Source organism: Pseudomonas sp. LBUM1651 (genome assembly GCF_059716135.1).
In genome coordinates, this window is record NZ_CP166805.1 from 6137024 (window position 1) to 6150385 (window position 13362).

Genomic DNA, 13362 nt, shown 5'->3' on the forward strand with positions numbered 1-13362 from the left:
TCGCCAAGGAGTTTTTCCATGTACAACCCCAGCGGCTTCGCCATCAAAGATTTGCACGATCTGCAGCAGCAGATACTCGGCACCCGCCTCGCCATGGTCGTTACCCACGGCGAGCAAGGCCTGCAAGCGAGTCATCTGCCGCTGCTGTTCAGCCCTGACCAGGGCCCGAATGGCACCCTCTACGGTCACTTCGCCCGGGCCAACCCCCAGTGGAAGGAACTGCAAAATGGCGCCGAAGCGCTGGTGATTTTTGCCGGTGCCGACGCTTACGTCAGCCCGGGGTTTTATCCGAGCAAAGCCGAGCACGGCAAAGTGGTGCCAACCTGGAACTACGTCGCCGTCCACGCTTACGGTACGGCTGAAGTATTCACCGACGCCGAGCGCCTGCTCAATCTGGTCAGCGCACTGACCGATCGTCACGAAGCCGGTCGCGCCCAACCATGGAAAGTCGCCGACGCTCCCGCCGACTACATCGACGGCATGCTCAAAGCGATCGTCGGGTTCGCTCTGCCGATCCAGCGCCTGGAAGGCAAACGCAAACTCAGCCAGAACCGCAGCGCCGCAGACATCGCCGGTGTGCGCGAAGGGCTCGCCGCCAGCCCCGATGAGCACGACCAGGCCCTCGCCCACTTGATGCGTTAAGGAATAAACATGAGTCAGATTGAAATCCGCCAGGTCACCGCCGACGATCACGCCGCGTGGCTGCCGTTGTGGCAAGCCTACCTGCGCTTTTACAACACCGAACTGCCCGAGGCGGTCACCGACAGCACCTGGCAGCGCATGCTCGACCCGAGCGAACCGACTCATTCGGCGCTGGCCTGGGCCGATGGCAAAGCAGTTGGCATGGTGAACTTCATCTACCATCGCTCGAACTGGAGCATCGAAAACTCCTGCTACCTGCAAGACTTGCTGGTGACGCCCGAAACCCGTGGCACTGGCGTCGGTCGCCAGTTGATCGAATTCGTTTACGCCACCGCCAAAAATGACGGCTGCTGCAAGGTCCATTGGTTGACCCACGAAACCAACGCCACCGCGATCCAGCTCTACGAGCGCATCGCCGAACGCCCTGGTTTCATCCAGTTTCGCAAAGCCATTTAAGGTTCAAGGAGAACAGCATGTCGACTTCACTCGCCGACTGGAAAGGTGTCCCGGCACCCACTGTGCAAACCCTCGAAGGGCGTTTCATCCGCCTGGAAAAACTCGACCCGGCGCGTCACGCCGACGGCTTGTGGAAAGCCCTGCAAGGCCCCGGCTCCGACCCGAAGCTTTGGGATTACTTGCCTTACGGTCCATTCCCGGAGCGCAGCGCATTCAACGACTGGCTGAACAACCACGCGGCCAACAGCGACCCGTATTTCTTCAGCGTGATCGACCGGGCCAGCGGCGACGTGCAAGGCATTCTCAGTCTGATGTCGATCGTTCCGTCTCAGGGCCGCATCGAGATCGGCCACGTGACCTTCGGTGCGCCGATGCAGCGTTCGCCGAAAAGTACTGAAGCGGTTTATCTGCTGGCCAAGGAATCCTTTGCACTGGGTTATCGACGCCTGGAGTGGAAATGCAATAACGGCAACGCCCGCTCCAAGTACGCGGCGGAGCGTTTGGGGTTCAGTTTTGAAGGGGTGTTCCGCCAGCACATGGTGGTCAAGGGTCAGAACCGGGATACCGCGTGGTATTCGATTCTGGATTCGGAGTGGCCAGCCATTGGCCCGGGGTTCGAGCGGTGGTTGAGCGATGAAAACCAGACCGGGTCGGGGCAGTTGAAAACCCTGGTGGAGTGCCGCGGGTAATCTTCAGCGCCTGGATGGACGCCTTCGCGAGCAGGCTCGCTCCCACATTCGATCAGGTTTGTGGCCAACCCGAAACCCTGTGGGAGCGAGCCTGCTCGCGAAGGGCATCACCCCAATTGCCGGGCGAGCACCGCAATGTGCTCCGGCCCGATCCCGCAGCAACCACCCAAATGGCTCGCCCCACGCTTCTGCCAATCAGCCGCCCAATGCAGATAACCCGGCGGATCAAGGTCCTCGCGCAACGGGTCCAGACCGTCATTGGCCGTCGCCTCTTTCGGTTGCGGCGGGAAGGCATTGGCGTATGCGCCGATGTGAATCTTCACACCCAATCGCTCGAACGTTTCCCGTGCCGCATCAATAGCAGCCCCGATCACTTCCGGCTGACTGCAGTTGAACAGCAACGTCTCGACGCCCAGCTCGGCCGCTACCGCAGCGGCTTCAGCCACAGGTTCACCGGAGCGTAAACGCGGCACTTCGTCCGTGTCCTCATCCTTCAAGGTAAACGACAGCCAGAACGGCTTGCCGTCCTTCGGCAGACCGGCGTGAATCGCTCGCGCCTCAACGATCGAGCTTTGGGTTTCCGCCAGCCACAGGTCGACATACGGCGCCAGACCCGCGACCAGCGGCGTGAGCAGTTCGGTCACCCGGGTCGCGTCGAACAAATCCGGACGATAGGAACCGAACAACGGCGGCAGTGAACCAGCCACACGAACCGGTTTGCCCGCAGCCTCAACTGCACGCCGGGCCAACTCCCCAGCCACCGCCGCGAGGGCCTGGCCTTCGGCAGCAAAGCGCTCCTCGCCAATGTGAAAGGGCACCACCGCGTAACTGTTGCTGGTGATCACGTTCGCGCCGCTCTGGATATAAGCCGCGTGCACCGCTTCCACAGCTTGTGGCGCTTCGCTCAAGGCCAGCGCCGACCATTCGGGCTGTCTGAACGGCGCACCCCGGCGCTGCAACTCCCGACCCATGCCGCCATCCAGAATCACTGTGCTTCCTGCGCCCATATGCTTTTCACTCATATGCTTATGAAAATAACTCACTACCGGAGTCGTTCTTATAACTATTTAATACGCACCATCCGGTTAATAACAACCATTTTTTTATCAGGGACCGAACTGTGAAATTTCAACCGCTATTGGCCTTGGGCCTGACGATTCTGGCCGCCTCCACCCAGGCTTTTGCTGGCGCCACGCTGGACCGCATCGAGCAAAAGAAAGAACTGGTCGGCGTGTTGATGGAAAGCTATCCACCCTTCTCGTTCCTCAATGACCAGAACCAGCTCGACGGTTTCGATGTTGATGTGGCCAAAGCCGTGGCGGACAAACTCGGCGTCAAGTTGCGCCTCGAAACCCCGTCCTGGGACGTGATCGCCGCCGGCCACTGGAGCGGGCGCTACGATATTTGCATTTGCTCCATGACCCCGAGCAAGGCCCGCGCCGAAGTCTTCGACTTCCCGGTCGAGTACTACGCCTCGCCAGCGGTGATCGTGGTCAACGCCAAGGACGACAGCATCCACAGCGCCAAGGACCTGAGCGGCAAGAAAGTCGGCCTTACCAGTGCTTCCAGCTACGAAAGCTACCTGAACAAAAACCTGGTGATCGAAGGCGCCGAAGACACGCAGTTGCAGTACCCGTTTGAAAACGTGCAGATCGCCCCGTACGACACCGACAACGTGGCGTTTCAGGACCTGGGACTGGGCGCGGGCGTGCGACTGGATGCGGTCCTCACCAACCTCGTCACCGCGCAGCCGCGCCTGACTGAAGACAAACGCTTCAAGCTCGCCGGCGAACCGCTGTACTCGGAACCGAACTCGGTGGCCATTGAAAAAGGCGATGCGCAGTGGGACGCCAAGGTGCGCAACGTGTTCGCTCAACTGAAACAGGACGGCACCCTGAGCAAGCTTTCGCAAAAATGGATCGGCGCCGACATCAGCAAATGACCTCTTTCCCGACACCTCCCCAGCCACCGCAGGTGGCTGAGTCCCGACTGCAACGGATCTTCGGTTTTCGCACGCGGCTGTACCTGACCTGGGCATCGATGCTGGTTTTGTTCGCCAGTTTCTTCCTGAGCTTCGACCTGAAGTTCTCGATCATCCTCGACAAACTGCCCAACCTGATCGGCCTGCATCTGGCGCCAAACGGCTTTTTGCAAGGCGCGGCACTGACGCTGTTTTTGTGCCTGTGCTCCATCGTCGCGTCGTCGCTGCTGGGTTTCGTCACCGCCATCGCGCGGCTGTCGAATAGCGCCGTGGCCTTCGGAATTGCGAGTTTCTATGCGTCGTTCTTTCGCGGTACGCCGCTGCTGATCCAGATTTTGCTGATCTACCTCGGCCTGCCACAACTCGGCATCGTGCCCGGCGCCGTTGCTGCCGGCATCATCGCTCTGTCGCTGAACTACGGCGCCTACCTGAGCGAAATCTTCCGCGCCGGCATCCTCGGCGTGCCTCACGGCCAACGCGAAGCCTCGCTGGCGCTGGGCATGCGCGAAACCGTGATCTTCTGGCGCGTCACCCTGCCGCAAGCCATGCGCACCATCATCCCGCCAACGACCAATCAATTCATCTCGATGCTCAAAGACTCATCACTGATCTCGGTGATGGGGGTGTGGGAAGTGATGTTTCTGGCGCAGTCGTATGGGCGGTCGAGCTATCGCTATATCGAAATGCTGACGACCGCTGCGGTGATTTATTGGGTGATGTCGATAGGGTTGGAGCTGATTCAGGCGCGGATGGAGCGGCATTATGGGAAGGCGTATTTGAGTCGGAGCTAGGGAAGGATTGCAGCTTTCGAACATACGCAACCCTTGTAGGAGCCGGCTTGCTGGCGATGGCGATCTCAAGGACGCCATCGCCGGCAAGCCGGACTCCTACATGAGCTCTCTAACATTCACTGCGAATTTCTGTAAGAAAAAGCGCCTCAGCAAAACCGATAAATACAGCCTCCCCCATTCAGCTGTTCTTTTTCCGTGCAACCATCCGACGCCGCCTGCATAGCTGCCGGAAGCAGCCGACATCGGCACTTGTACCCTCCCTTTTAGAGTTTGGTCTCCTGTCAACAGAGGCCAAAATCAATGCCCGTTCAACACAAATACCGACCAAAACATCTCGCCTTAGCCATAGCGCTGGGCTTGGGTTGCGCTGAATTTTCGATTGCCGACGACAGCACTGCCGATGCATCTGCAGCACTGGTAGAAACGCCGGAAGAACTGATTGCCACCCTCGACGCTTTCATTAGCGCTACCGACACTCACCCGTCCTCGATCAAGAAAGTATCTGAATGGAACGACCTGAGCCTGGACGAGCGCAACGATTTGGTCTCGGTACTGACTAGAGGAGCTTTCAGAAAGCCAGTGGATGGAGGCGCGGGCGAAAACGTCCTGCAACTCAATGCAGCAAAAGGCGGCTCAGTGAGCGAAACCCGAAATTTCAAGGGGCTGGAAGTCAAACAGGGTGACTGGACTGTCAGTGGTTCGGGCGACTTCGACATCGGCGCGCTGGTACGTCCCGGTGCAGCACTCATCAACACCGGACATATAAAGGGCCTCGCAATCACACAAGGTACTTTGGTCAACAGCGGCTCGATTGGCGGCGGGGTTGAGGTAGAAACCCTGGGCACCTTCAGCGGCAACGGTCGCGTGGGTGCATTGAACGTACGCGGTGAACTGAACGTCAATCGCCTGCAAGGCGCCCCTGTCGTTGCAGGGAATATGACCCTGTCCAACTCGGCAGTACTGGCCTATGAGGTCAACGCCGACGGTCGCGGCGAAACGATCAAGGTCGATGGCACTGCCAGCCTTGGCGATTCAACCTTGAGAATCGCTGCGGTTGGGGATTTCACGCAAACCAACCAGTACACGGTCATTGAGGCCGGCAAAGTCGAAGGCCGCTTCGGCCAAATCGAAAACAACCTCACATTCATGACCCCTACTTTGCAGTACGACGAAAAGACAGTCGGCCTGACCTATGCTCGTAACGACGTGTCCATCGAGGAGGTCGCGCTCGACGAAAACGGTCGTGAACTCGCTCGCAGTATTGAAAGAATCGCCGCCAGCACTACGGCACGAACACCCTTCACTACTGGAAATGCTGCAATCGATGCCTTGCTCGGTACCGACTTGGAAACAGCCGAAATCGCCATCGAACAATTAACCGGCTACAGCATCGCCAATCTCGCCAAACTAACCCTGAACAGCGACGCTCCGGTCAGCGCCAGTATGCTTTCCGCCATGCGTCAACTGGACAGCGCTTACGGAAAATCCGGCAAGCGAAACAATTCACCTCGCCTGGCTGCCGGCAACGAAGACCACGGCAGGGTCTGGTTGCAAGCACTGGGGCACGGCGGAAAACTGGATCGCGACTTTGACGTCCTGCAGCATTCCACCACTGGCCTGTTAATGGGAGCTGACTGGGGAATCGATGAGGAATGGCGCTTGGGTGTAATGGGCGGTAAATCCCTTACGCGAATGGATGGCAGACTGCTTGACGGTGCTCTCGACAGTTGGCACTTGGGCGCCTATGCCCTGCGTCAAAACGGCCCCATGTCACTTCGCCTGGGCGCAACTCACAGCAGCCACGACGGCAGCACCAAACGTCAGATAGCCTTCAACGGTTTCAGCGATCGCCCCAAAGGCCGGTACGACGCCAATACGCAGCAAGTCTTCGCAGAAGTGGGTTACAACCTGGGCCGTGACGTCTACAGCATCGAACCGTTCGCCAGCCTCGGCTATCAGCGCTACCAGCGTGGCAGCTACACGGAAAAAGGCGGGGATGCATCGCTGCAAGTCCAGGGACAAACCCGGAGCAACCTCAACAGCACGTTCGGTCTGCGCATGGCGAAGCTCAATACACTGAATAACGGCATGCAATTGACCCCACGTTTCAGCGCTGGCTGGAAGCACACTTACGGTGAGCTCGACAGCTTCACTCGCCAGAACCTGGCAACCGAGGACAATCTTTATACCGTTGAAGGTGCCGCGCTGGATCGTAACAGTGTGACGCTGGACGCGGGACTCGATCTGTCTCTATCGAAGCGACAGACACTGGGCGTGGGCCTCACCGGTGAAATGGGCACCGATAGCCGCCATCACGGCATAACAGGCCAGTGGCGAATGACCTTCTAACCTCAAAAACCTCGGGCGAAAAAAAAGGGGAGCACATGCCCCCCCGAGGTTTAAAGCGGTATATCGAGGCTGTTAACTCAGCCTTCGATCTCGATCAGGATTTCGCCCGGGTTCACCCGGTCGCCCTTGGCTACATGGATGGCGGTGACCTTGCCGGCGATCGCGGCCTGGACTTCGGTTTCCATCTTCATCGCTTCGGTGATCAGCACGGCCTGGCCAGCTTTGACGGTGTCGCCTTCCTTGACCAACACCTCGACGATGTTGCCCGGCATGGTGGTGCTGACGTGGCCCGGTGCAGTGGCTTGCTTGCGCTTGCTGCTGCCGCCGCTAACGAATTCGTTGAGCGGTTCGAACACCACTTCTTCCGGCATGCCGTCGATGGACAGGTAGAAGTGACGCTTGCCTTCAGCCTTGACGCCGACACCGGTGATGTCGACGCGGTAGGTTTCACCGTGGACGTCGATGACGAACTCGGTCGGCACGCCTTCGCCGCCGGCCGAGGCCACGCCGCCCGCTTCGGGAATCGGCAACAGCACTTCCGGGGTGAGCGTGCCGGCAGCGCGTTCCTCGAGGAATTTGCGACCGATGTCCGGGAACATGGCGTAGGTCAGCACGTCTTCTTCAGACTTGGCCACGGCACCGATTTCGGCGCGCAGCTTGGTCATTTCCGGCTTGAGCAGGTCGGCAGGACGAACGTCGATCACTTCTTCGCTGCCGATCGCCTGGCGGCGCAATTTCTCGTTCACGGTGCCTGGCGCCTTGCCATAGCCGCCTTGCAGGTAAAGCTTCACTTCGTTGGTGATGGTCTTGTAGCGCTCGCCGGCCAGCACGTTGAAGAACGCCTGGGTGCCGACGATCTGCGAGGTCGGGGTCACCAGCGGCGGGAAGCCGAGGTCTTCACGAACGCGCGGGATTTCCGCCAGCACTTCGCCCATGCGGTTCAGCGCGCCCTGCTCTTTCAGCTGGTTGGCCAGGTTGGAAATCATCCCGCCCGGCACCTGATTGACTTGCACACGGGTATCGACGGCGGTGAATTCGCTTTCGAACTGGTGGTACTTCTTGCGCACGGCGTAGAAGTACAGGCCGATCTCTTGCAGCAGTTCCAGGTTCAGGCCGGTGTCGAATTCGCTGCCTTTAAGGGCAGCGACCATCGACTCGGTACCAGGGTGGCTGGTGCCCGAGGCGAAGCTGGAGATCGCGGTGTCGATGTGATCGGCGCCGTTTTCGATGGCCTTGAGCTGGCACATGGTCGCCATGCCAGCGGTATCGTGGGAGTGAATGAACACGGGCAGCGACTGCTCGGCTTTCAACGCCTTGACCAATTCGCCGGTGGCGTATGGCGTCAGCAGACCCGCCATGTCCTTGATTGCCACCGAGTCGCAACCCATGGCTTCCATTTGCTTGGCTTGCGCAACGAACGCGTCGATGGTGTGCACCGGGCTGGTGGTGTAAGCGATGGTGCCTTGGGCGTGTTTGCCCGCCGCTTTCACCGCTTCGATGGCCACGCGCAGGTTACGTACGTCGTTCATCGCATCGAAGATACGGAACACGTCGATGCCGTTGACCGCTGCCTTGGCGACGAAGGCTTTGACCACGTCGTCGCTGTAGTGGCGGTAGCCCAGCAGGTTCTGGCCACGCAGGAGCATTTGCAGACGTGTGTTAGGCAGCGCGGCGCGCAGTTGGCGCAGACGCTCCCACGGGTCTTCTTTCAGAAAGCGTACGCAGGCGTCGAAGGTTGCGCCGCCCCAGCATTCCAGCGACCAGTAGCCGACTTTGTCGAGCTTGTCGCAGATCGGCAGCATGTCTTCGGTGCGCATGCGGGTCGCGAGCAGCGATTGGTGGGCGTCGCGCAGGATGGTGTCAGTAACGAAGATCTTCTTGGACATTGGTATCTCCTCATAGCGGCAAGTTTCAAGCTACAAGCTGCAAGAAAAAGCCGATCCGCTTTTACTTGAAGCTTGCCGCTTGCCACTTACAGCTGTTTGTTCATAGGCCTGCGTGGGCGGCGATGGCGGCGGCGATGGCCAGGGCCAGCTCTTCGGGTTTGCGCTTGATCGAGTAGTTGGTCAGTTCAGGGTGGCTTTCAACGAAGCTGGTATTGAACTGGCCGCTACGGAATTCCGGGTTGCGCAGGATTTCCTGGTAGTACGCGGCGGTGGTCTTGACCCCTTGCAGACGCATGTCGTCGAGGGCGCGCAAGCCACGGTCCATCGCCTCTTCCCAGGTCAACGCCCACACCACCAGCTTCAGGCACATGGAGTCGTAGAATGGCGGAATGGTGTAGCCGGTGTAGATCGCTGTGTCGGTGCGCACGCCGGGGCCGCCGGGCGCGTAGTAACGGGTGATCTTGCCGAAGCTCGGCAGGAAGTTGTTTTTCGGGTCTTCGGCGTTGATCCGGAACTGCAGCGCGAAACCGCGGTGCTGGATGTCTTCCTGTTTCACCGAAAGCGGCAGGCCGGACGCGATGCGGATCTGCTCACGCACGATGTCGATGCCGGTGATTTCTTCGGTGATGGTGTGTTCCACCTGCACCCGGGTGTTCATCTCCATGAAGTACACCTCGCCCTCGGCGAGCAGGAACTCCACGGTGCCGGCGTTTTCGTAACCCACCGCCTTGGCCGCACGCACCGACAGGTCGCCGATGTAGGCGCGCTGTTCCGGGGTCAGTTGCGGGCTCGGGGCGATCTCGATGAGTTTCTGGTTGCGGCGCTGGATCGAGCAGTCACGCTCGAACAGGTGCACCACGTTGCCAAAGCTGTCGCCGAGGATCTGCGCTTCGATGTGTTTCGGATTGACGATGCATTTTTCCAGGAACACTTCCGCCGAACCGAACGCCTTGGTGGCTTCGGAGATCACGCGGGGGAACGCCTGCTCGAGTTCTTCGCGGCTGTTGCAGCGACGAATGCCGCGGCCGCCACCACCGGAAGTGGCCTTTAGCATCACCGGGTAACCGATGCGGTCGCCTTCGGTCAGCGCTTCGGCGATGTCCGCGACGTTGCCTTCGGTGCCCGGAGTGACTGGCACGCCGGCCTTGATCATGCTGCGGCGGGCTTCAGTCTTGTCGCCCATGCGGCGAATCACTTCAGCCGATGGACCAATGAATTTGATACCGCGTTCTGCACAAATGTCCGCCAGCTCGGCGTTCTCCGAGAGGAAACCGTAGCCAGGGTGCAACGCATCGCAACCGGTTTCCACGGCCAGGTTCACCAGCTTGCGCGGGTTCAGGTAACCGGCCAGCGGGTCGGCACCGATGCTGTGGGCTTCATCCGCACGCTTCACGTGCAAGGCATGGCGGTCGGCGTCGGAATAGACCGCGACCGAGCGAATGCCCATCTCGGCGCAGGCGCGCACGATTCGTACGGCAATCTCACCACGGTTGGCGATCAGGATCTTTGTTATCACTTGGAATTTCCCTTGAGCCGGTGGTACCCACGACCTGCTAGACCAGGTCGACGCGTGACCAAATGTTTCGATTTAGTCGCAGCCCCACACTAGCCCCCGCAAGGGATTAACAAAAATGATTAATTATTGGGTCAGGCATAAGTAAAGACTTATAGTTGAACCATCAGCCTGGTGCGAGAGTGTGTAGAAAATGCGTAAGTCATTGATGCGTATGACATTGCGTCAATTGCAGATCTTCAATGAAGTCTGTGATTTGCGATCCTACAGCCGCGCAGCGGATGAAATGTCGCTCACACAACCTGCCGTGAGCCTGCAGATTCGTCAACTTGAGGAGCTGATTGGTCAGCCGCTGTTCGATTACGTCGGCAAAAAACTCTACATGACGGAGGCCGCCGAAGCCCTTCAGCGTGCCAGTCGGGACATTTTCGGGCGCCTGGAAAACCTCGACATGCAGCTCTCGGACATGCAGGGATCATTGCAAGGCCAGTTGAAACTGGCGGTGGAATCCAGCGCCAAGTATTTCGTGCCGCACCTGTTTGCCGCGTTCAAACGCCAACATCCTGAGGTAAACCTGCAACTGACCGTGGTCAACCGTGGGCAGGTGATTCGGCGCCTTTCCGACAACCGTGACGACCTGGTCATCATGTCGATGGTGCCGCAGGACATGGGGCTGGAGTTTCTGCCGTTCCTCAACAATCCGATCGTGGCCGTGGCGCCACCGGATCATCCGCTGTGCCACATGGGGCAGCTGCGCTTGCAGGACCTCGAACCCTACACGCTGCTGCTGCGCGAACCCGGTTCGGGAACCCGACTGGCGTGCGAAGAGTATTTCAAGGAAAAACGCGTGCACTTCAACCAGACCCAGGAGGTCGCATCGGCCGAAGCCCAGCGTGAATGTGTGTTGGCGGGTCTGGGCGTCGCGCTGTTAACGCGCCACGCCCTGAACCTGGAGTTGGCGACCGGTGGATTGATCGAGCTACCGGTAGAGGAACTGCCGCTGTTTCGCAGCTGGTGCCTGGTGCAGGCCAAGGCCAAACGGCTGTCGCCGGTGGCCCACGCATTCCTTGCGTTTATCCGCAGCGAACGGTTGCAGATCAGCGCCCTGGTTGAGCGTTTCGACGGGAAGTTGCGGGCGCTGCCTGCCAGTAATTGAGTTCCAGATCAGGAAAATCGCCGATCTCGGCCAGCAACTGGCGGCGCTCGCAGCGATCTTCGATGGCGCGGCGAAATTCCATGCGGCGCTGGTCTTCTTGCTGACGACGGGTTTTGACGGCGCTGTTGCGTTCTTCGTAGGGCTGGGCCATTTCGAGTCTCCCAAGGCGATTACGGGAGTTACAGGATGGGCGCGAGGGATGACGGTTTGGCGGCGGGCGGGTTACAGGCAGATGAAAGTTGTCGTATTTGAGGACGCCATCGCGAGCAGGCTCGCTCCCACAGGGGAACGCGATCAAATGTGGGAGCGAGCCTGCTCGCGATTAAGGTCGGAACGACCTTACGACGACGTCAGTCGTCGAGGGCTTTCACCGACTTGGGCGACAGCCGCAAGCTGCGCAGGCTGCGCTTGACGCTCTTGAGGTGGTTGACCAGGCTCGGCCCGCGCGCCATGGCCACGCCCATCGCCAACACGTCGATCACCACCAGGTGGGCGATGCGCGAGGTCAGCGGTGTATAGATTTCGGTGTCTTCGTGCACGTCGATCGCGAGATTGACGGTCGACAGTTCGGCCAACGGTGTCTGGCTCGGGCACAAGGTGATCAGCGAGGCGCCGCTTTCGCGCACTAGATTCGCGGTGATCAACAAATCCTTGGAACGCCCGGACTGGGAAATGCAGATCGCCACGTCGGTCGGCTTCAACGTGACCGCCGACATCGCCTGCATGTGCGGGTCGGAATACGCCGCGGCCGTCAGCAGCAAACGGAAGAACTTGTGCTGGGCATCGGCCGCCACGGCACCCGAGGCGCCAAAGCCATAAAACTCGACACGCTGAGCCTGGGACATCAGCGACACCGCCCTCTGCAACTCCACCGGGTCGAGCTTCTCGCGAACCTCCATCAGGGTATGCAGGGTCGTGTCGAAAATTTTCAGGCTGTAGTCGGCGACCGAATCGTCTTCATGGATCGCGAACTGGCCGAAACTCGCACCGGCCGCCAGGCTTTGCGCCAGCTTCAGCTTCAGATCCTGAAACCCGGAACAACCGATGGCGCGGCAGAACCGCACGATGGTCGGCTCGCTGATGCCCACGCTGTGGGCCAGGTCGGCCATGGAGCTGTGCATCACCGCCGCTGGATCAAGCAGCACGTGGTCGGCGACCTTCAGCTCCGACTTGCGTAACAGGTGGCGTGACTGGGCGATGTGTTGCAGCAGATTCAAGGGGCTGGACTCTTTGTTATTGGCAGGCGCCGGGGATGTAGCAAGCTTGTAGTTATACTACATGAATTGGCTTTTTGCCTGCTCAATGCGTAACCGAATCCCTCGTTTTCAGGCGTGCGCACCTCATGTAGCACTCATTGTCAGAGCTCCAGCGCAACCGAAGCACACCCTTGAGGCTGACAACCACCCCTGATCGACCTAATCAAAGTTCCAGAGCTTAGTTGTTAAAAGAACAAAAAATGAAACACTCAAACTTACAAATACAACTAAGAAAGCTCTTCCAAAAACAACTCCCACTAGTTACTTTGATCGTGCAGGACGCAATCAAACTTAATTACAGGAGTTACACACTATGAGCATTAAAACCAAAAACTGGACCGCACAAATTGACCGCATGCCTGGCGCAGCTTCTTTCCGCGCCTTCGGCACCATAACCGTTGCACACACAGGCATTACCCCTAAACTGGTGATGACTGCGATGCAGGATAAATCCTTTGATCTGCGACTGGAGTTGCTTCTCGAAAACTCCAACGAAGTTTCTTTGCAAGTTGAAACGGACAAAGTTGTCGAATATAAAGCGCTGGGTAATTCTAATGTTTCCGGCGTCAGCATCTTCTATAAAGGCGAACTAATTCACCATATCGATGATGTTCTGATTACACACTAAGCCTATAAACGCCTT

Annotated in this window: 13 protein-coding genes; 8 read left to right on the forward strand and 5 right to left on the reverse strand. The window is 58.9% G+C overall.

Annotated features, from left to right (window positions below):
* The first annotated feature begins 18 nt into the window (after positions 1-18).
* From ACA066_RS28795 to ACA066_RS28805, 3 genes are read left to right on the forward strand one after another with little or no spacing between them, the layout of a single operon-like run.
* Positions 19-642, forward strand: coding sequence for an FMN-binding negative transcriptional regulator (locus ACA066_RS28795; RefSeq protein ID WP_497697558.1), 624 nt, complete (start codon positions 19-21; stop codon positions 640-642).
* A gap of 9 nt (positions 643-651) precedes the next feature.
* Positions 652-1098: a GNAT family N-acetyltransferase gene (locus tag ACA066_RS28800; RefSeq protein ID WP_497697559.1), complete on the forward strand. Its 447-nt coding sequence runs from the start codon at positions 652-654 to the stop codon at positions 1096-1098.
* 17 nt (positions 1099-1115) lie between these two features.
* Entirely contained in the window at positions 1116-1787 is a 672-nt protein-coding gene (locus tag ACA066_RS28805) for a GNAT family N-acetyltransferase (protein ID WP_497697560.1), read from the forward strand.
* A 107-nt stretch (positions 1788-1894) separates the two neighbouring features.
* Here ACA066_RS28805 and ACA066_RS28810 read toward each other — a convergent pair whose 3' ends face one another.
* Positions 1895-2794, reverse strand: a complete 900-nt coding sequence (locus ACA066_RS28810) for a homocysteine S-methyltransferase family protein (RefSeq protein WP_497697561.1) — start codon at positions 2792-2794, stop codon at positions 1895-1897.
* A gap of 113 nt (positions 2795-2907) precedes the next feature.
* On the opposite strand from ACA066_RS28810, the gene ACA066_RS28815 reads away from it, so the two are divergent.
* From ACA066_RS28815 to ACA066_RS28825, 3 genes are all read left to right on the forward strand, one after another.
* Positions 2908-3729: an ABC transporter substrate-binding protein gene (locus tag ACA066_RS28815; protein ID WP_497697562.1), complete on the forward strand. Its 822-nt coding sequence runs from the start codon at positions 2908-2910 to the stop codon at positions 3727-3729.
* Positions 3726-4559 carry an amino acid ABC transporter permease gene (locus tag ACA066_RS28820; protein ID WP_497697563.1) on the forward strand — a complete coding sequence of 278 codons (834 nt, stop codon included), beginning with the start codon at positions 3726-3728 and terminating at the stop codon, positions 4557-4559. The genes ACA066_RS28815 and ACA066_RS28820 overlap by 4 nt, the downstream gene beginning before the upstream one ends.
* A gap of 300 nt (positions 4560-4859) precedes the next feature.
* Positions 4860-6908 carry an autotransporter outer membrane beta-barrel domain-containing protein gene (locus ACA066_RS28825; RefSeq protein WP_497697564.1) on the forward strand — a complete coding sequence of 683 codons (2049 nt, stop codon included), beginning with the start codon at positions 4860-4862 and terminating at the stop codon, positions 6906-6908.
* Between the two features lie 77 nt (positions 6909-6985).
* Here the strand turns inward: ACA066_RS28825 and oadA are convergent, their stop codons facing one another.
* Both oadA and ACA066_RS28835 read right to left on the reverse strand, forming a co-directional pair.
* A complete protein-coding gene (gene oadA, locus ACA066_RS28830) occupies positions 6986-8794 on the reverse strand; it encodes a sodium-extruding oxaloacetate decarboxylase subunit alpha (RefSeq protein ID WP_497697565.1) in 1809 nt (602 codons plus the stop codon).
* Positions 8795-8894: 100 nt separating this feature from the next.
* Positions 8895-10310 (reverse strand): acetyl-CoA carboxylase biotin carboxylase subunit, encoded by a 1416-nt coding sequence (locus ACA066_RS28835; protein ID WP_447891256.1) that lies wholly within the window; start codon positions 10308-10310, stop codon positions 8895-8897.
* 190 nt (positions 10311-10500) lie between these two features.
* Between ACA066_RS28835 and ACA066_RS28840 the strand changes: the two genes are divergently transcribed.
* Positions 10501-11463: a LysR family transcriptional regulator gene (locus ACA066_RS28840; RefSeq protein WP_497697566.1), complete on the forward strand. Its 963-nt coding sequence runs from the start codon at positions 10501-10503 to the stop codon at positions 11461-11463.
* On the opposite strand, the gene ACA066_RS28845 is transcribed toward ACA066_RS28840, so the two are convergent.
* Positions 11405-11614 carry a PA3496 family putative envelope integrity protein gene (locus ACA066_RS28845; protein WP_017341588.1) on the reverse strand — a complete coding sequence of 70 codons (210 nt, stop codon included), beginning with the start codon at positions 11612-11614 and terminating at the stop codon, positions 11405-11407. The genes ACA066_RS28840 and ACA066_RS28845 overlap by 59 nt on opposite strands.
* Positions 11615-11813: 199 nt before the next feature.
* Positions 11814-12680, reverse strand: coding sequence for a transcriptional regulator HexR (gene hexR / locus ACA066_RS28850; RefSeq protein WP_008027445.1), 867 nt, complete (start codon positions 12678-12680; stop codon positions 11814-11816).
* A gap of 352 nt (positions 12681-13032) precedes the next feature.
* Here hexR and ACA066_RS28855 point away from each other — a divergent pair, with 352 nt between their 5' ends.
* Positions 13033-13347, forward strand: a complete 315-nt coding sequence (locus tag ACA066_RS28855; RefSeq protein WP_497697567.1) for a hypothetical protein — start codon at positions 13033-13035, stop codon at positions 13345-13347.
* Positions 13348-13362 lie beyond the last annotated feature (15 nt).

Coding starts and splice junctions, on each gene's coding strand:
- ACA066_RS28795 (WP_497697558.1), top strand. CDS start 19: ATGTACAACCCCAGCGGCTTCGCCATCAAAGATTTGCACGATCTGCAG.
- ACA066_RS28800 (WP_497697559.1), top strand. CDS start 652: ATGAGTCAGATTGAAATCCGCCAGGTCACCGCCGACGATCACGCCGCG.
- ACA066_RS28805 (WP_497697560.1), top strand. CDS start 1,116: ATGTCGACTTCACTCGCCGACTGGAAAGGTGTCCCGGCACCCACTGTG.
- ACA066_RS28810 (WP_497697561.1), bottom strand. CDS start 2,794: ATGGGCGCAGGAAGCACAGTGATTCTGGATGGCGGCATGGGTCGGGAG.
- ACA066_RS28820 (WP_497697563.1), top strand. CDS start 3,726: ATGACCTCTTTCCCGACACCTCCCCAGCCACCGCAGGTGGCTGAGTCC.
- ACA066_RS28825 (WP_497697564.1), top strand. CDS start 4,860: ATGCCCGTTCAACACAAATACCGACCAAAACATCTCGCCTTAGCCATA.
- oadA (WP_497697565.1), bottom strand. CDS start 8,794: ATGTCCAAGAAGATCTTCGTTACTGACACCATCCTGCGCGACGCCCAC.
- ACA066_RS28840 (WP_497697566.1), top strand. CDS start 10,501: ATGCGTAAGTCATTGATGCGTATGACATTGCGTCAATTGCAGATCTTC.
- ACA066_RS28845 (WP_017341588.1), bottom strand. CDS start 11,614: ATGGCCCAGCCCTACGAAGAACGCAACAGCGCCGTCAAAACCCGTCGT.
- ACA066_RS28855 (WP_497697567.1), top strand. CDS start 13,033: ATGAGCATTAAAACCAAAAACTGGACCGCACAAATTGACCGCATGCCT.